Source organism: Pantoea sp. ABR1s, assembly GCF_057812235.1.
Window position 1 is genome coordinate 2,855,409 of record NZ_CM173823.1, and the last position, 18,612, is coordinate 2,874,020.

General features: G+C 55.1%; 13 protein-coding genes and 1 pseudogene. 4 read left to right on the forward strand and 10 right to left on the reverse strand.

Annotated features, from left to right (window positions below; genetic code table 11):
* Positions 1-55: 55 nt before the first annotated feature.
* From ACXKZD_RS13455 to bglX, 7 genes and pseudogenes are all read right to left on the reverse strand, one after another.
* Positions 56-272 (reverse strand): annotated as a pseudogene (locus tag ACXKZD_RS13455) (DUF6434 domain-containing protein).
* Between the two features lie 269 nt (positions 273-541).
* Positions 542-733 (reverse strand): NUDIX hydrolase, encoded by a 192-nt coding sequence (locus tag ACXKZD_RS13460; RefSeq protein WP_052270835.1) that lies wholly within the window; start codon positions 731-733, stop codon positions 542-544.
* Between the two features lie 181 nt (positions 734-914).
* Positions 915-1,238, reverse strand: coding sequence for a hypothetical protein (locus ACXKZD_RS13465; RefSeq protein ID WP_488981676.1), 324 nt, complete (start codon positions 1,236-1,238; stop codon positions 915-917).
* Between the two features lie 132 nt (positions 1,239-1,370).
* Complete coding sequence (locus ACXKZD_RS13470) at positions 1,371-1,664, reverse strand: hypothetical protein (RefSeq protein ID WP_181955252.1); 294 nt, start codon at positions 1,662-1,664, stop codon at positions 1,371-1,373.
* Between the two features lie 52 nt (positions 1,665-1,716).
* Complete coding sequence (locus ACXKZD_RS13475; RefSeq protein WP_223565647.1) at positions 1,717-1,953, reverse strand: hypothetical protein; 237 nt, start codon at positions 1,951-1,953, stop codon at positions 1,717-1,719.
* Between the two features lie 1,312 nt (positions 1,954-3,265).
* Positions 3,266-4,141: an oxygenase MpaB family protein gene (locus tag ACXKZD_RS13480; protein ID WP_311974608.1), complete on the reverse strand. Its 876-nt coding sequence runs from the start codon at positions 4,139-4,141 to the stop codon at positions 3,266-3,268.
* A 96-nt stretch (positions 4,142-4,237) separates the two neighbouring features.
* The gene (bglX, locus tag ACXKZD_RS13485; RefSeq protein ID WP_488981677.1) at positions 4,238-6,535 is read right to left on the reverse strand and encodes a beta-glucosidase BglX; all 2,298 of its coding nucleotides are present in this window, start codon (positions 6,533-6,535) and stop codon (positions 4,238-4,240) included.
* Positions 6,536-6,690: 155 nt separating this feature from the next.
* Here bglX and dld point away from each other — a divergent pair, with 155 nt between their 5' ends.
* From dld to ACXKZD_RS13500, 3 genes are all read left to right on the forward strand, one after another.
* On the forward strand, positions 6,691-8,394 hold the full coding sequence (gene dld, locus ACXKZD_RS13490) for a D-lactate dehydrogenase (RefSeq protein WP_187505320.1): 1,704 nt from the start codon (positions 6,691-6,693) through the stop codon (positions 8,392-8,394).
* Positions 8,395-8,687: 293 nt separating this feature from the next.
* Entirely contained in the window at positions 8,688-10,085 is a 1,398-nt protein-coding gene (chiP, locus tag ACXKZD_RS13495) for a chitoporin ChiP (RefSeq protein ID WP_400368363.1), read from the forward strand.
* Positions 10,086-10,133: 48 nt separating this feature from the next.
* Positions 10,134-12,785, forward strand: a complete 2,652-nt coding sequence (locus tag ACXKZD_RS13500) for a beta-N-acetylhexosaminidase (RefSeq protein ID WP_488981678.1) — start codon at positions 10,134-10,136, stop codon at positions 12,783-12,785.
* Between the two features lie 454 nt (positions 12,786-13,239).
* Here ACXKZD_RS13500 and ACXKZD_RS13505 read toward each other — a convergent pair whose 3' ends face one another.
* The 3 genes from ACXKZD_RS13505 to ACXKZD_RS13515 form a co-directional block, all read right to left on the reverse strand.
* Entirely contained in the window at positions 13,240-15,687 is a 2,448-nt protein-coding gene (locus ACXKZD_RS13505; protein WP_488981679.1) for a DUF3772 domain-containing protein, read from the reverse strand.
* 226 nt (positions 15,688-15,913) lie between these two features.
* Complete coding sequence (pbpG, locus tag ACXKZD_RS13510) at positions 15,914-16,861, reverse strand: D-alanyl-D-alanine endopeptidase (protein WP_010669685.1); 948 nt, start codon at positions 16,859-16,861, stop codon at positions 15,914-15,916.
* Between the two features lie 178 nt (positions 16,862-17,039).
* On the reverse strand, positions 17,040-17,627 hold the full coding sequence (locus ACXKZD_RS13515; protein ID WP_010260296.1) for a Yip1 family protein: 588 nt from the start codon (positions 17,625-17,627) through the stop codon (positions 17,040-17,042).
* 205 nt (positions 17,628-17,832) lie between these two features.
* On the opposite strand from ACXKZD_RS13515, the gene ACXKZD_RS13520 reads away from it, so the two are divergent.
* Positions 17,833-18,414, forward strand: coding sequence for a DedA family protein (locus ACXKZD_RS13520; RefSeq protein WP_010260294.1), 582 nt, complete (start codon positions 17,833-17,835; stop codon positions 18,412-18,414).
* Positions 18,415-18,612 lie beyond the last annotated feature (198 nt).

Sequence of the window (18,612 nt, forward strand, 5' to 3'; positions counted from 1 at the left end):
AAAGCAGATCTGCAATTGCGTAGTTCGCTATGAGCGAAGACCGGACGTTCCTGCACTAAAGTGAAAGTGGATGTCTGCGCTTCCACTCATCAACCACATCACCCAGATTTTTTTGTACGTCATTTCGTATCCAGGCCATAAACTCGCGATCAAACCGGAAATCTGGACCACACTCATTGACCATAAAACGGCGAACGTTTTGTGTGTTTTTTGTAGTCTTTATCTACGATTGTAAAGCGTGTTAATGAAGAACTATGCCAGTCAATGTTCATTTGTTGGCTCCTGTTTTAAACAAACGATAGCTGCGTTCAAATTTAACACGTGACCTTGAAATGCTCGTTTTTAGCACGAAGTGGAACTACTGAAGAGTCAAGAAGTCAGCCAGGGCGAAATCACTTAATACCGGAATCTCGGTGACCTGACTGACAGATATTCATCACGTTATCTTTTCAATAGCAACACTACTTTGAAGCCCTGGCACCGCTCATTCCCGGCGAGCCGTCGTGATCTCCATTGCTGCCTGCCTGTCCACCCTGACCACCTAATCCGCCGGGTCCCGCGTTGCCGCCGTTTCCACCGTTGCCTGAACCGTCACCGTTGCCGCCGTTTCCTCCATTACCTCCTTCTTCGCCGCCGCTTCCCCCATCTCCTCCATCTCCATTAGAACCGGCTCCGGCATTCCCGCCATCACCACCGTTCCCATTGCCAGACCCGTCACCGCCATTCCCGCCATCTCCATCCTCTGCGATGGCACTAAAGCTGGCGGTGAAAGTCAAAGCCGGCAGCAGAAAAGAAGGCGTACAGAAGATTGCTATTCGAAGTGTTATGACAGCTATAACCAATAATGATCTTAAAAACGTGCGTAAAGGAAAAATTCGCATTTAAAATCTCCTTCATTCAATTCATCACTTTATTTAATCAGGTGTTTCCCCCATCCCCGCCATCACCACCATCACCACCGTTCCCTCCTGGTGAATTATTGCTGCCGCCATCACCTCCATTTCCACCATCAGCTCCATTCGCTCCTGCAGCTCCTTCTCCTCCTTGCCCATTGTTACCGCTATTGCCCCCATCCCCTCCATCACCGCCATTCCCCCCAGGCGAATCAGCACTATTGCCATTGCCACCGTTGCCACCGTTGCCGCCATTACCACCCTCAGGCCCGCTTCCGCCGTTTCCTCCATTCCCGCCATTTCCCCCTGCAGAGCCACTGCCACCGTCACCACCATTCCCGCCATCAGCTATTTGATGAACCAGATGGGAAACAGACACTACATTAGTATCTTCCTTATTTGCCCACGCATTTGCCATTGAGTTGAGAGACACAACGGTAAAAATGCTCAACGTGAAAACCTTATTTATTCTGCTATTCATCCGTTAGCTCCATTAGCTCCGGGCGCGCCGCTTCCGCCATTTGCGTTTCCGTTACTTGTGTTGCCGCCATTACCGCCGTTGCCACCGTCGATGCATGACGTCCCCGATACCCCTTTCTTACCGTTTTCTCCATTAGCGTCACCATTTTCAGTCGTACCGCCATTTTTCCCATTCAGATATGAGCAGTCGTTATGTTTATGATGATGCTTGTTCGAGGCGTGGGCGCTCAAGGCACTGATTGTCAGAACTGAGAAAATAAGAGAGTTGATGACTATATGATTGGATTTCATATTTATATCTCCATAATGAAAACGCGATGAAATAATCCACCGCGTATTAAAATTAAGCATGCCTTTTATTATGCACCGCCATCTCCACCGCCATCTCCGCCGCCATTATCGCTGCCGTCACCATTACCGGTTCCGTTATTGTCCCCGCTGTCATTCCCATTGCTACTGCCATTTCCACTGTCGGCATTACCGCCATTACCACCATTACCGCCATCCCCACCAGGAGCTCCTGGTGAGTTGTCATTACCACCATTACCCCCGTTGCCACCGGCAGAACCAGGGGCACCATTGGCATCGCCGATTAAGACAAAGGGATGCACAGAGTCTGATGTGACAGGCACACTGTGCAATGGAGTTGCGGCAGACAGACGAGCTGCAGTGATCAGTAACAACCCTAAAGCAAAAGTGATTTTGTTCGGTCTCATAATCTATCCTTAAAGTAAGAAACACATGAGAAAAAATACATTACGGATAACCCCGCTGTAGGGGTACCTCAAGTAAATTAAAAAAAACAGGAAAATAGAAGAAGTTCAGGTGTAATCAGAAGTGTCTCGGGATTAGCTGATGTGTATAAAGCAGCAAAAGTATTTGCATGATTTCGAATGCATGTTTCTGTGCGGCGCTAATTTATTAGGCATAATCACAAAGTGAGATGCACGTCACGGTCACATATTTTACAAGCTGAGGCACATTACATTTTTATTAATTATAAAATTTCATTCTTAAAATAGTAAAGGCTGTATAGATTATTTAAAAAAGCATTTATGAAAAATTAAAAACCGCCTATTCTTCAGATATTCAAGCCTACTAAAAGGTTAGCCTCGCATTTAGACAGTATCTCCGGCGCACTCCGGGTTCGCAAAAATAATGTCCATCACTTTTATTGGACATTGTCGCGTAAAACACCGTACATGGCTCCCTTCCTGCAGGCTGGTCTGTCAAAGATAGTTATATTCGTGCAGGCCTACGAGACGACAGAAATGATATGAATAAAGGAGGGCGGCTGCGCCCTGCAGGACGCAGCCAGACATCAGAAGGTGGTCCAGTTTCTGTCTGTATCAGCAGGCGCTTCCTTCTTAACTGCGGTTGGTGAAGATACAATTGCATGCCGGGTGGCTGTGGGATGTGAGACTTTAGCAAGCGTGAACACTGACACTGACACTGACACTGACTGCAGCTGCGGGGAGACGTGTTCCCGCAGGCTCTGCGAGGCCGACGCAGATTCCTCGACCAGCGACGCATTCTGCTGCTTCACACCATCCATCTCCGTTATGGTCGCCCGGAAATAGTGAAGCAGGACTGGGGAGATATTCTGGAAATCTTCAACACATTTGGAAACCGGCTCCGATTCTGTCAAAGCTGATTTATTCTTCTCAATACAAAGGGGATTGCCATAGGCATTACCCCTTTTTTCATACGCACGAAATGTCCGCTCCTGGCACAAAGCGGACGTTGATATCTGCCCCGATCAGCCTATTTTGAATAACCCAAATAAATTTATTGGGTGAACAAAAGCGTCTATCCAATTAGCAGCATCAATCACTAGTGCTGCCTAATCTCTTTATGACCACTAGCCCCCCACCCTTTTACCCGTGAACCCCTCACCCCACATCCCTTCCCATCCGCACCATCGCCCGATACCAGGCACCGCGCTGAATCGACCACCTTAATCCCACCGCAATCGCATTAATCTTCCGGTCAATGATCGCCTGCTGAAAGCGGCCGATCTCCGTACCGGACATTGCCTGCGCCCAGGCTGGCATCAGCCCGAACCCTGACTTAAGCATGATTTTCATCACCGGTTTTGCCTGCCAGCTAGGTGCAGGGGCATTCATCAGCAATCGCGTCACTTCGGCAGTGCGATGATCAAAGCGCAGCTCTGAACGCATCTGTTGCAGGTAATCCGCGACGTCGACAACGCTTTTCGGTACCTTCTCCGCCCCCAGCGCTTCGGCTATCTGTGCCGCTTCCTGATAGTACTGATCCTGATCGGCGCGGGTGAGCTGGGGATTTTTGTAGCGCAGATGGGCGGCCAGAAAACGGCTGGTCTCCGCCACATGCACCCAGGTCAGCAGATGCGGATCGCTGGCGGCATAGGGTTTGCCTTCGCTATCAACGCCGCTGACTTTCAGGTGAATGCGTTTCACCCGGTCGATCAGCGTCTGTGCATCCTGCGAATTACCGTAGGTGGTCACCGCGATAAACTGACTGGTGCGCCGCAGGCGGCCCATCATATCTTCACGGAAATTGGAGTGATCCCAGACGCCCGCCAGCGCCGCCGGATGCAGCATCTGCAACAGCAGCGCGCTGATCCCACCGCACATCATGGAGGTGAAGTCACCGTGGACGCGCCAGATCACGCTGTCCGGGCCAAACAGGCCGGGATCGCCAGGCGGTTGAGAGAGGTCAAATTCATTCATCGACAGGCCGTTAAGGCGGAATACCTGCTGCTGAATGCGGTCACGCAGATTAATCATGATGGCTCTGATAGTGGATATGACGCGGCGCGCCGTAGCAGGACGCTAACGACGCGCCGCATCACCTTCCCCTGACGTCAGGGGAAAGGCTGACGGTTATAAATAGTTGAACTGCCCATCCTCGGTACGAACGGAATCGAGTCCAATCATCACGTTGAATTTGCCGGGTTCTGCAACATGCTGCATCTGCTGGTTCCAGAACTTCAGCGCATCCACGTCGATTTTAAAGGTCACGGTTTGCGACTCACCCGCTTTCAGCATGATGCGCTTAAAGCCACGCAGCTCCTGCACCGGACGGCTGATGGAAGCGACCGGATCGTTGAGGTACATCTGCACCACCGTCGCGCCATCGCGTTTACCGCTGTTGGTCACGGTCACGCTGGCTTCAATGCTGCCGTTACGCGGCATAGTCGGTGAGGACATTTTTACCGGCGACACGGTGAAAGTGGTGTAGCTCAGGCCGTAACCAAACGGATAGAGCGGGCCATTAGCCGCGTCGTAGTAGTGCGACGTGTATTTGTTCGGCTTAGCAAAGTTGTAAGGACGACCGGTTGGCAGATGGTTGTAATAGATCGGAATCTGACCCACTGAACGCGGGAAGGAAACCGGCAGCTTGCCCGACGGGTTGTAGTCGCCGAACAGCACATCGGCGATGGCGTTGCCACCTTCGGTGCCGCTGAACCAGGTTTCCAGCATCGCATCGGCCATCCGATCTTCATTCACCACTGACAGCGGGCGTCCGTTCATCAGCACAATCACCAGCGGCTTACCGGTGGCTTTCAGTGCCGCTAACAGCTTCTGCTGGCTCGGCGGGATCACCAGGTCGCTGCGGCTGGAGGCTTCGTGCGCCATACCCTGCGCTTCGCCCACGGCGGCAACCACCACATCGGCCTGCTTCGCTTTGGCGACCGCGTCATCAATCAACTGCTGCGGTGAACGCGTATCCACGGAAACCGCCTGCTCATAGAGGTTCAGGAAGTCCTGAATCCCTTTGTTGTCGGTGACGTTAGCGCCCTTCTCATAGAGCAGCGTAGCCTTGCCTTCGGTGGCATTGCGCATGCCCTGCAGCAGCGAAACAGATTGCTTCGCCACGCCAGCGGCGGACCAGCTGCCCATAATGTCGCGCTGACTGTCTGCCAGCGGACCAATCAGGGCAATGGTGCCCGATTTTTTCAGCGGCAGCGTTTCCAGGCGGTTTTTCAGCAACACGATGCTTTTACGCGCGACGTCGCGCGCTTCAGCCCGGTGCAGACGGCTTTCCGCATTGGTGTCCTGCGGATCGCTCTCTTTCGGACCTAAATGGCTGTAGGGATCGTTAAACAGGCCCATGTCATATTTGACGTTGAGCACATGGCGCGCCGCATCATCAATCTCCGCCATGGTGACGGCGCCGCTCTTCACCAGAGCGGGCAGATACTTGCTGTAATATTCGTCGCTCATGCTCATATCGACGCCCGACTTCAGGGCGATGCGTACCGCTTCCTGCGGATCGCTGGCGACGCCATGCTTGATCAGCTCTTTGATTGCGCCGTGGTCGCTGATGGTGATGCCTTTGAACTTCCACTTATCGCGCAGCAGATCTTTCAGCAGCCAGCTGTCCGCCGTGGCGGGTACGCCATTGATCGAGTTCAGCGCCACCATCACGCCGCCGCTGCCGGCATCCAGTGAAGCTTTATAGGGCGGCAGATAGTCCTGGAACATGCGCTGCGGGCTCATGTCCACGGTGTTGTAATCGCGTCCGCCTTCAACTGCGCCATAGAGCGCGAAATGCTTCACGCTGGTCATCACGCTGTAGCGATCGGCAGCACTTTTGCCCTGCATCGACTGCACCATGCTGCGACCCATTTCGCTGGTGAGATACGTATCCTCACCGAAACCTTCAGAGCCACGGCCCCAGCGCGGTTCACGACTGACATCCACCATCGGCGCCCAGGTCATGTTCAGGCCATCGTCGGCCGCTTCATAGGCAGAGACGCGCCCCACCTCTTTCACCGCATCCAGATCCCAGCTCGACGCCAGGGCCAAAGGAATCGGGAAAATGGTGCGCTGACCATGAATAACGTCGTAGGCGAAAAACAGCGGGATCTTCAGGCGGCTGAGCTGCAACGCCTGATCCTGCATCGCGCGGATATCCTGACGGGTTACGGTATTAAAAATCGCGCCAACCTGACTCTTCTGAATCATGTCGCGAATCACTTCTTTCGGATTATCAGGTCCGACGCTGATTAAACGCAGCTGGCCGATCTTCTCGTCCAGCGTCATTTTTTTAAGCAGTTGGTTGACGAAGGCATCCCGCGCCTGTTCGGTCATCGGGTGGTTACCTGGCACTGTCTCAGCTAATGCGGGTTGCATCGCGAGGGAGACAGCGAGACTAACAGAGTAAATCCATTTCATCAGGTTGGGTTCTCTTAAGTAACTGCGCAATATCGAATAAACAGGCGGCAGTGTGCCACAAGATGAGAATAGCAGGTAGCTGCCGCTGTCACACTGCGTTGAGGTGAGTTGACGTGCTACAGTTAGGACGCACTGATAAGACAAGGGAATTGCTCATGATACAAACCTCTGCCCTGCTTTCTGACCTGCGCCGCCTGGTCGGCCCTACCCATCTGCTGACTGAACCTGAACAGACCGCGCGCTATCGCAAAGGCTTTCGCTCCGGCGAAGGCGAGGCGCTGGCGGTGGCGTTTCCCGGTACGCTGCTGGAGCTCTGGCGGGTACTGCAAACGCTGGTAAATGCCGATGTCATTATCCTGATGCAGGCGGCGAATACCGGCCTGACCGAGGGCTCGACGCCGCATGGCGACGATTACGATCGTCCGCTGGTGATTGTCAGCACCCTGCGGCTGGATAAGCTTCAGCTGATCGACGAAGGCCAGCAGGTGCTGGCGTTCCCCGGCAGCACACTCTACCAGCTGGAAAAAGCGCTGAAGCCGCTGGGGCGTGAACCCCACTCGGTGATTGGCTCCTCCTGTATTGGTGCCTCGGTGCTGGGCGGCATCTGTAATAACTCCGGCGGATCGCTGATCAAGCGCGGCCCGGCCTACAGTGAAATGGCGCTGTTTGCCCAGATTGATGCGCAGGGAAAACTGAAGCTGGTGAACCATCTCGGTATCGATCTTGGGACGTCGCCGGAAGAGATTCTGGGGCGGCTGGATGATGACCGCTGGCAGCCCAAAGATGTGCAGCACGATGGCCGTCACGCCTCCGATCATGAATATGCCGACCGGGTTCGTGAAGTGGATGCGGATACGCCCGCCCGCTATAACGCCGATGCGCGTCGCCTGTTTGAAGCCTCCGGTTGTGCCGGGAAGCTGGCGGTCTTCGCGGTGCGACTCGATACCTTCGCCAGCGAACCGCAGCAGCAGGTGTTTTACATCGGCACCAACGAGCCCGGTGTTCTCAGCGATATCCGCCGTCACATGCTGGCGCATTTCATCCATCTGCCGGTGGCAGGCGAATATATGCACCGCGACATCTATGACATTGCGGAAGTCTACGGCAAAGATACCTTCCTGATGATCGACAAGCTGGGCACCGACAAGATGCCGCTGTTTTTCACGCTGAAGGGGCGGGTTGATGCCTGGCTGAGCAAACTCTCCTTCGTTAAACCGCACTTCAGCGATCGCCTGTTGCAGCGCCTGAGTAAACTGTTTCCGGCGCATCTGCCTAAACGCATGAAGCAGTATCGCGACAAATATGAACACCATCTGATGCTGAAGATGTCTGGCGACGGCGTGGCGGAAGCGCGTAACTATCTGCGCGACTACTTCCGTGAAGGCGGTGGCGAATTCTTCGAGTGTGAAGGCAAAGAAGGTGCGCACGCCTTTCTGCATCGCTTTGCAGCGGCGGGTGCGGCGGTGCGCTACCACGCGGTGCATTCTGATGAGGTCGAGGACATTCTGGCGCTGGATATCGCCCTGCGTCGTAACGATGCGGACTGGTTCGAAACCCTGCCCGATGAGATCCGCGCCTCGCTGAGCCATCGTCTCTACTATGGTCACTTCTTCTGTCATGTGTTTCATCAGGATTACATCGTCAGAAAAGGCGTCGATGTGCATGCGCTCAAAGCTCAGATGCTGGAGATTCTTCAGGCGCGGGGCGCGGAATATCCCGCTGAACATAACGTCGGACATCTTTATCAGGCCAAACCGCAGCTGGCGGCGTTCTATCGCCAGCTCGATCCCACCAACAGCTTCAATCCTGGGATTGGCAAAACCAGTAAGCAAAAGGGATGGGCGGTGAAGCAGGTTTAATCGCCTTATGGATTAGCCTGCTTATCTGAGCAGGCTGATTGTCATACAACCGGGAGGCCCGTTCGCACCACCAGCTTCCCATTGCAACAGTCCTGCCAATAGCTAACATTTTCATCAGAAAATTAATCTCCCCTCCCATATTGCACCTGCTTTATTTTATCTCATCGGGTTCTGCGCAATAGTTCACAAATCACCACGCTGCTAATTGATAATTCGCGTCGCGAAAAATAGATTACCGCCACAATAATAATATTCTGCTTAATTATCCGGATTGCATTCAGGGAGGAATAATCATGCGAAAAATTAATTACGCATTAGCGTTAGTTGAAATAGCCACCGTATTAATAGCGTTAACTGCAATAAGTTCATCACCGGCTTACGCCAGCGGATTTATTGAGGACTCATCGCTGAAAGGTAATGTTTTTTACTGGCAGCGTCAGCGAGATCGCAGAGACACCGATCCCACCAGTGAATATCAGGGACAGTATCGGGCTAATTTACATCATGCCTCGCTCAACAGTAATCTTGACTATCAGTCAGGCTATGCCGGAGAGTGGATTGGTCTGGACCTCGCCATTTTCGGTGCTGCTGAGCTTTCCAACAGCGGCCCCGCCGCACCCAATGAAATTGGCTTCAGTAAGGCGCGTACCCGCTGGGATGAAAAGTGGAATGGCGACAGCGGCGGTGCTTCTGTTTATAAAGCCGCACTGAAATTAAAATATAACGATTACTGGTTGCGCGCCGGTTATATTCAGCCAACCGGCCAGACAATTATTGCGCCACACTGGAGTTTCTTACCCGGAACCTATCGCGGCGTCGAAATTGGTGCGCTGTATGATTTCCAGCAGGCCGGTGCATTATCGCTCTCCTGGATGTGGAGCGACAAATATAAAGCGCCCTGGTATCGTGATTTATATAATTTTCGTCAGGCTGATGGCAAAACGCCTGTCAGCTACCTGCATTCGTTCGGCATGAAATATGACTTCAGGAATAACCTGGTGCTTGAGGGCGCATTTGGCCAGGCGGCGGATTATATGGATCAATATTTTGCCAAAGCCTCGTGGTCAGCCACGCCCGGCGGCAATGCACTCTACACCAGCTATCAGTTTTACGGGGCGCACGACAAAGTAGCGGGCGGTGCCGCTAATCCCCGTGATGTCTATGACGGCCTGGCCTGGTTACAGGCGATCACGGTCGGCTATACCGTCGGCCCGGTTGATCTGCGACTCGAAGGTAGCTGGGTCAAAGCAGAGGGGAATCAGGGCTTCTTCCTGCAGCGCATGACGCCAGGCTACGCCAGCTCCAATGGACGACTGGATATCTGGTGGGATGCCCGTTCCGACTGGAACGCCAATGGCGAAAAAGCGATCTTTGCCGGGGCGATGCTCGACTTAACGCCGTGGCAGCTGGCGGGATGGAAAGTAGGCGCATCGTACGTCTGGGGCTGGGATGCCAGACCCGCCACGCTGCCCACCGTTGACCAGAGCCAGCGGCTGAAAGAGTCCGCCTGGAACCTTGATCTGATCTATCAAATCCAGCAGGGCCGCGCCAAAGATACCCTGTTTAAACTGCATTACACCCGCTACGACAATCACAGCAATCTGCCCAGTTACAGCGGCGGTTACGGCAACATTTTTCAGGACGAGAAGGACATCAAATTTATGGTTATCGTGCCGTTTACGCTGTTCTGACGCCCTGCAGACTCCCGGATATCTCTTCAGCAGCAAGGATGAATCATTATGTTTAAGTTAAGCCTTATCGCGCTCACTCTGCTGGGCGTTGCAGCCACAGGCCACGCCAGCTCGTCAGCGCAGCAGGTGGTGAATCAGATCAGCCAGTTTGGCGTCACTTATCAGGTGAACGATAATCAGGCCGCCCTTCATGGCACCGACTGCGCCGCGCTGGGTGCCGACTATGCCGCCTGCAATCGCGCCACCATTACCCTGACCAATAACGGCCCAGCCCTGACCGACAAACACTGGGCAATCTACATGAGCAACGTCCACCAGACGCTGCGGGTTGATAACGAACAGTTTAAAATGACCCATCTGGTCGGCGACCTGACCCGGCTGGAGCCGACTGAGAAGTTCACCGGCATTGGCGCGGGCGAATCGGTGCAGATTCCGATCGTTAACGAATACTGGCAGTTGTTTGCCACGGATGTGATGCCGCGCTGGTATGTGACGTCCGGGCAGGCCACCCCCAAAATTATTGCCAGCACCGATCATGAAGATCCCAGCCAGTTTGTGTTGCCGCTAGGGGATAACTGGCGACGCAGTGCCGATGACCGGAATATCCTGATGCAACCCGCCAGCCGGTTTGATAAAAACAGCGATGTTGCCACCCTGCCCGCTTCCGCGCTGCGCGGTCAAATCACACCCACGCCGCTTGCGGTAAAACTGCGTCCGCAGGATGCCGATCTCAGCCGTGGCGTCAGTCTGTCTCTGACCGGGTTGACCCGTGAAACCGGTGAGGCGGTAAAGCAGCGTCTGACCCTGCTTGGTCTGAAAGAAGATCCTGATGGATTTGCCATCAGGACGCAGATCAAACCGGGTCACTTCAGCGGCAAACAGGCTAAACCGGGCGCATACGATCTGGATATCACTCCCCGCCGCGCCATCGTGGTGGGCTACGATGCTGCCGGTGCGTTCTATGGTCTGATGTCGATTCTCTCGCTGATCCCTACAGAAGGCGCGCCGCGTATTGCCACGCTGGAAGCCCATGACTCGCCCCGCTTTGCCTATCGCGGCGCGTTTCTTGACGTTGCCCGTAACTTTCACAGTAAACAGGCAGTGATGCGGCTGCTTGATCAGATGGCGGCCTGGAAGATGAACCGCTTCCACTTTCACCTTAGTGACGATGAGGGCTGGCGGATTGAGATTCCCGGCTTACCGGAATTGACTGACGTGGGGGCTAAACGCTGCCATGACCTGAGCGAACAGCGCTGCCTGCTGCCGCAGCTTGGTTCCGGTCCGTTCAGCGATAACAACGGCAGCGGCTATTTCAGTCGTGCCGACTACATCGAGATTGTGAAGTATGCGCAGGCCCGTCACATCCAGGTGATCCCGGAAATTGATATGCCCGCCCATGCCCGTGCCGCCGTCATCGCCATGGAAGCACGCTATCAGCGGCTGATGAAGGAGGGAGAAGCTGAACAGGCCAGTGCGTATCGCCTGATCGATCCCACCGACGACTCTAATACCACCTCGGTGCAGCTCTATGACCGCACGAGCTATCTTAATCCCTGTATTGAGGGTTCGCAGCGGTTTGTCGATAAAGTGATCGGTGAAGTTCAGGCGATGCACCGGGAAGCGGGACAGCCGCTCACCGTCTGGCATTTTGGCGGTGACGAAGCGAAGAATATCCGGCTGGGTGCTGGCTACTCGGATAAACGCGACCCTAAACCGGGCACCGGTCTGCGCGACTGGAGTAAAGAAGATCTGCCGTGGGCGAAATCGCAGGTTTGTCAGGCGCTGGTGAAGAGCGGCAAAGTGGACGATCTGGCGCACCTGCCGAGCTATTTTGCCCTGACCGTCAGTGACATCGTTAACCGGCACGGTATTGGCAAAATGCAGGCCTGGCAGGATGGTTTAAAAAATGCCAAAGATTCAGCAGCCTTTGCCACACCGCGCGTCGCGGTCAACTTCTGGGACACCCTCTACTGGGGCGGTTTTGACACAGCCAGCGACTGGTCACAGAAAGGTTACGACGTGGTGATCTCCAGCCCCGACTATCTCTATCTGGATTTTCCGTATGAAGTTAACCCGCTGGAACGCGGCTATTACTGGGGCACGCGCTTCAACGACGAGCGCAAAATCTTTGGGTTCGCGCCGGACAACCTGCCGCAGAATGCTGAAACCTCGGTGGATCGCGATGGCAACTTTTTCAGCGCCAAATCAGAGAAGCCCTGGAGCGGTGCTTACGGCATTTCGGCCCAGCTGTGGAGCGAAACGGTACGCACTGACGCTCAAATGGAGCACATGATCTATCCTCGCCTGTTTGCAGTAGCGGAACGAAGCTGGCACCGCGCCAGCTGGGAGCAGGATTACAAGGCAGGTCAGGAGTATGCGGGGGGCAAAACCCATCTGGTCGATCAGCAGGCGCGTCTGAATGACTGGCAGAGATTTGCCAATCTGCTGGGACAGCGGGAACTGGCGAAGCTGGATAAGGCGGGCATCGATTATCGCCTGCCGGTGCCGGGAGCCAGAATCGTTGATGGCATCCTGTCGATGAACGTGGCCTTACCGGGCGTTACGCTGGAGTACAGCCTGGACAAGGGCACAAACTGGCAGCGCTACGATGCCACCAGACCGCCGCAGGTCAGCGGTGCGGTGGCAATTCGCTCGGTGAGCCGAGACGGGCAGCACACCAGCCGCGTTGAATCCCTGTAGAAAGCGAAGTGTGAACGGGCTGAGAAGCCAGCGTTTGAATATGAAAAAGGCCGACAGAAGTCTAATGGCAGTCAGTTAAGCGACAGGGGATAACGCAGTCTGGTGCCGGGCAGGGGCTGGCGGTCCTCGCGCCGCTGCGCGGTTCCTTCACTTCATTCGCCTGCCTGACGGACCGCCGGGGATGGCACATCCTGTGCCGCCCCGCCTTTCGCCCGCGTCCTGCGGGCTCTCCTGGCAGACTCATTCTGTTCAGCGCTGCGGATTACCTGCCCCTGCCCGGCCCCAGCCTGCTCTGAAACTTCAGTGTGTATTGTTAAAAAGGGCACGATAGTGAAGGCCTGAGCGCCGCTGCTGCTCGCTCGCCCAGAAAAAAGGCTGCCACGTTTGACCGTGGCAGCCTTTACAAATCTGATCTTAACTGATCAGCATTAGACAGAAGTCGGCCCTTTCACACCTAAACCAGCTTCTCTTCGGGTACCGGCTCCGCTCCCGCCATCTGCTGACGGCGCTCGATAATCATGGTTTGCGGTGTGGAGAGCAGAATGCCCTCTTTACGCAGACGCGTCAGAATATCGAACAGCAGATCGCTCTTCGCCCCTGCGATCTGGCGCTGACCCGCCACGTTACCGGTGACGCTCAGTATAATTCCCTGCTGAGTCAGATCTTTAAACGAAACGGATGGCTCTGGCGTCTCCAGAATGCGTTCATTTTCGTTGTAGACCTCCAGCAGGATATCGCGCACTTTCGCCGGATCGATGTCGAGCGGGAACGTCAGCGTAATCGTGACCACCCCCTGCGCATTACCCATGGTGGCATTTCGCACGTTCTGCGAGATAAACTGCGAGTTCGGCACAATCACCGTGGATTTATCGCCCAGCTGGATCTCGGTGGCGCGCACGTTAATCCGGCGGATATCCCCTTCGATACCGCTGATGCTCACCAGATCGCCAACCTTCACTGGCCGCTCGGTCAACAGAATCAGCCCCGAAATAAAGTTCTTAACAATCTCCTGTAAGCCAAAACCGATACCTACCGACAAGGCACTGACGATCCAGGCCAGCTTATTCCACTGCAGACCCATGATCGACAGCGTCAGCAGGATGACCAGTACATAACCGATGTTGCTGAACAGCGTCACCAGCGACACCCGCATGCCCACATCCATGGTGGTTTTCGGCAGAAAATCAGTGTCGAGCCAGCGGCGCACCGTTCGCAGCACATAGATGCCGACGATCAGGCAGATAATCGCATTCACCATATGCGCCGGGACGATATTCAGGGATTCAAGCCCTTTACCGCCCCAGAACTCAATCACTTTTTGCAGCAGTTCAATCGGCGTTGAAGAGGCAAAGGTCCCGTTGACCAGCGCCAGCGCCACAACCAGCACCAGGAAGGTTTTACCGATGGCCGTCAGCAACGTAGCCGTTTGCTGCAGATGGCGCTCATTGATGTTAAGCGAACTCTGAATACGGCGACCGGTTGCGTTACTGGTCGAGAACAGGCTCTCACAGCCATCGTTGAGCAGATGACTGAGGAAGTAGAACGAACCAAACAGCAGGCCGCACCAGATCACTTCATAACTCAGGAAGCGCGCCAGCGTGACGTAACCGATGAGCAGCGACACCAGAATAGCGATGCCGGTCAGCGTCAGACCCATCTGGATCAGTCCGACCAGCGTAGAACGGGCCTCCGGTGGTGTGCCCGCCTGGGTCATACGGCGACGAACGCGGTTGGTGCGCATGCTGATCGCCAGCGCGGTAGTACCAATCAGCAGTGCCGTCAGCCCGTTGGCAAAAATGGTGGTATTCAGGCTGGTGCCGACGCTGTAGTTAAACGCTTCGACCGTCTGGAAGATAAAGACCAGCACGGCGGTAATCGGTGGAAACGGTTTTAACGCCATCGCCACTTCATTGGAGATGGTCGGTAACCGCCAGCTGGGTCGACGGGTAGAGAGGAAAGCGCGTCCCAGTCCGGCAATCAGGCCACAAAAGACACTGAGCCGAACCAGTTGATCCACAAAGTCCTGAACGTTTTCAGAAACCTCATCACGGCGGGTAAAGGCCAGGGCGATAAAGTTAAAGGTGAGGACGACAGCCACCAGGGTGGTCAGGGCTATCGCTGCCGCCAGGAAACTGCGGCGCAGCTTCCCTTCCGGCAGTTTGTGAATGCTGATCCAGGCCAGAAACTCTTCGCTGTAACGACGGCCAGCCGTCATCACCAGCATGGCAGCCAGCAGCCAGAAGACACTGCCCACGCGCCAGCCCGGCTCCCATGAGAGTGCCGCAGTGTCCTGCAACTCCTGCAGGAATTCACCGATTTTCTCGCCATCCAGATCCTGACTATTGAGCAGCGGTGACCAGAAGCGCGGCCCCAGAATGGTGCCGGAGTTCAGCGCCAGTTGGCTTTTCAGCTGATCGCGGCGCAGGTTAACAATCTGCGAGGAGAGCATCAGCGCGCCATTTTTAATGCCTTCGGCCTGTTTGATCTGGTCGTCGAGTTTGCTTTTCTGACTCTCCAGCGCGTTACGCTTGCGCGTCACTTCCGACGTCTCTTTTACGCCGCTGTCAGCTTTAGGTGCCGGCCCCAGAACCTGCAACTGGGCGTCCAGTTGCTGGCGATCGGGGATCAGCGCCTGGCCCAGCGTGTCGGCACTGCCCGAGAGCTCAAGCGCCATTTCATTCAGCTGAGTCAGCTTGTTTTCGCCAGCATCAACGGAGACCTGACTTTTGATTTTATCGAGGATCTTCTGCATTTTCGGCAGTTCAACCGCAGCATTCAGCTTCGGCGGAGCATCCTGTTCCTGAGCAGCAGTGGCCTTATCATCCGCGGCCAGCGTCAGCGCCGGGGCAAACGCCACCAGCGCCAGCATTAACAATGCAAAAAAGGATCGTAGCTTAAACATATGAGTAAGATTCCGGCAGCTTAAATCAGGCGATCGTCCCTCGCCAGTCGCGCGTAGTGTAGGGCTTTGCAAGGGATGGCAATATAGGAATAACGGGCATTTTTCGGGCTAATTCGGTGCAGACAGAAGCGTGAAAATCGCTGTACGCCTCTGCCTGCATCATCCCGGATACCCGCTCAGCCTGCAGGTAATGCCAGTGTCCGCAGCGCGCAACACCGGCTATATTCTACTCAACGTCGGCGCTGCTGGCCCCATTACTGGCAACCTGGCCCGACTTCTGTTTTTTATAGGCCAGTGCGGCAGCCGGCACCGGCGCCGCTTTACCGGTCTCAATCCAGCTGCGCAGACGGTTAGCGTCGGCGAAGTGGGTATATTTGCCAAAGGCATCCAGCACCACCAGCGCCACCGGACGATTATTAATCATGGTGCGCATCACCAGGCAGTGGCCCGCCTCATCGGTGTAACCGGTTTTGGTCAGCTGAATATGCCAGTCATCTTTATAGACCAGATGGTTGGTGTTGCGGAACGGCAGCGCATAGCTCGGATGGGCAAACACCGCCGTCTCCTCTTTAGTGGTGCTGAGCGCACCAAGCAGCGGATATTCCCGCGTCGCTTTGAGTAGTTTAACCAGATCCTGCGCGCTGGAGACGTTTTGCGTCGACAGGCCGGTTGGCTCCACATAGCGGGTCTGTTTCATGCCCAGTGACCGCGCTTTCGCGTTCATCGCCCGGATAAAGGCGTTATAGCCGCCCGGATAAGCATGAGCCAGGCTGGCGGCGGCGCGGTTTTCCGAGGACATCAGCGCCAGCAGCAGCATATTCCGGCGGCTGATCTGGCTGTTGAGCTTAACGCGTGAGAATACACCCCGCATTTCCGGCGTCTGGCTGACATCGACGGTTATCATCTCGTTCATCGGCAGATGCGCATCCAGCACCACCATTGCGGTCATCAGCTTGGTGATGGAGGCAATGGGCCTGACCCGATCAGGGTGGCTGGAAAACAGCACTTTATTGGTCGTGAGATCGACAATCATCGCACTGCCAGAGGCGATCTGCGGCTGAGCAATCGGCGCCAGTTGCGACAGCGACGTCGTCGCCTGCGCCGGAAGTGAAACAATCTGCCCTGAAACGAGCAGCGCCAGCGAAAGCAGGGTAGAACGAATTTTTGCAGGCATCGTAGAAAAAACCCGGTTATGAATATGTACTGTGTCAGACCGACACAGGCCGCCCGCTTCAGTGAGGTCGGAGCGCGGGCTGGCGGCGATATCATACCCGTAAGGTTAAGAAATTTCCTGGTGAGAGTGTTTCCGGGCGTAAAAAGAGAACTGCCGCCAGAGCGGCGGCAGCGGTCGGTCAGAACAGATGCGGTCCATATCCCCACAGCACCACGGTTAATGCCAGTAATACTTCAAATACCAGCACGCCGATGGCCAGCGTTGAACCGGAAAAACGCAGACTCTCTTCGCGGTCGATATTAAGAAACAGTGGAATACCGATATAGAGCAGATAGCCGGTGTAGAGCAGCGCCAGGGCGCCCGCCAGCACGCAGAGCCAGACCAGCGGATAGAGTGCCACCAGCCCGCTGAGAAACAGCGGTGTGGCCACATAGCCCGCAAACACCGTACAGCGCTGTACGCCGGGGCGCTGCGGATAATCACGTGCCATCCAGTGAATTACGCGTCCCATTACCGCGACGCCACCCAGAATAATCAGATAGAACAGAATGCCAAGCCCAATCCCGGTCAACAGGTTGAGTTGCACATATTGCCCCTCGCCCAGATTCCAGCCCAGCTGAGTTGTACCGATAAAGGCGCAGATCACCGGAATCGCCGCCATCAGCAGAACATGGTGGGTGTAATGGTGCGATACGCTCTCATTCTCTTGCTTGATATGACGCATTTCCTGATTCGGATGCGCCAGCAGACCCCAGACATGATTCATAGATTCACTCCTCTGATGCAGTGGGCCGCCCGATGATGCATCCGTCTTTGGGGGCAGCGTCCTCTCAAGTATAAACGGCAGCGAAACTTTCGTGGTGATCGGACAAAAAAACAGCATAAATAAACGGACCCATGAGGCACGGGCGGAAGCGAAGCCAAATCGCGTATAGACTGGAAGAAACAGTCACTGAACAGGGAGGGTCATTTTGCATCTGGATATCAACGCATTAATTACGCAGTACGGTTATCTGGCACTTTTTATTGGCTGTATCGCCGAGGGGGAAACATTTACGTTGCTGGGCGGCGTCGCCGCGCATGAGGGGCTGCTGCATTACGTGGGAGTGGTGCTGGCCGCAATGGGTGGCGGTATTGTCGGCGATCAACTGCTCTACTGGGTCGGTCGCCGCTGGGGCACACAGATCCTGCGCCGCTTTAAAAAGCATCAGGACAAAGTGGTCAAGGCGAACCGCCTGATTAAACGCCGTCCCAGCCTGTTTGTGATTGGCGTGCGCTTTATGTATGGCTTTCGACTGATTGGCCCAATCATCATCGGGGCCAGCCGCCTCAATCCGATGAAGTTTTTTATTCTTAACGTCATCGGGGCAGCCATCTGGGCGCTGATCTTTGTCACGCTGGGTTATTTCGCGGGCGGCATCATCGCGCCGTGGCTGCATAAACTCGACCAGCATCTGAAGCATCTGCTGTGGCTGGTCGGCGCAGTAGTATTCGCCTTTGCGCTGCGCTGGGTGATCCGCCGCTGGCACAATCGTCGTGCCGATCAGGAATAAATGAACCACGGATTCGCCAGCAGACGCCACCCGCTATGAGAGTGAGCTGAGCGGTGGTACAGGTCGCCTACGCTGAGCAGCGACAGGCGACCCTGCTGGCGATTTTCCATGTCTCACCCGCCCTCACCCCTTCCCTGCCTCATTCAACCGTACGTTAACCATCTGTGCCCAAACGAAGCCGCATCAGATGGCTCAGCT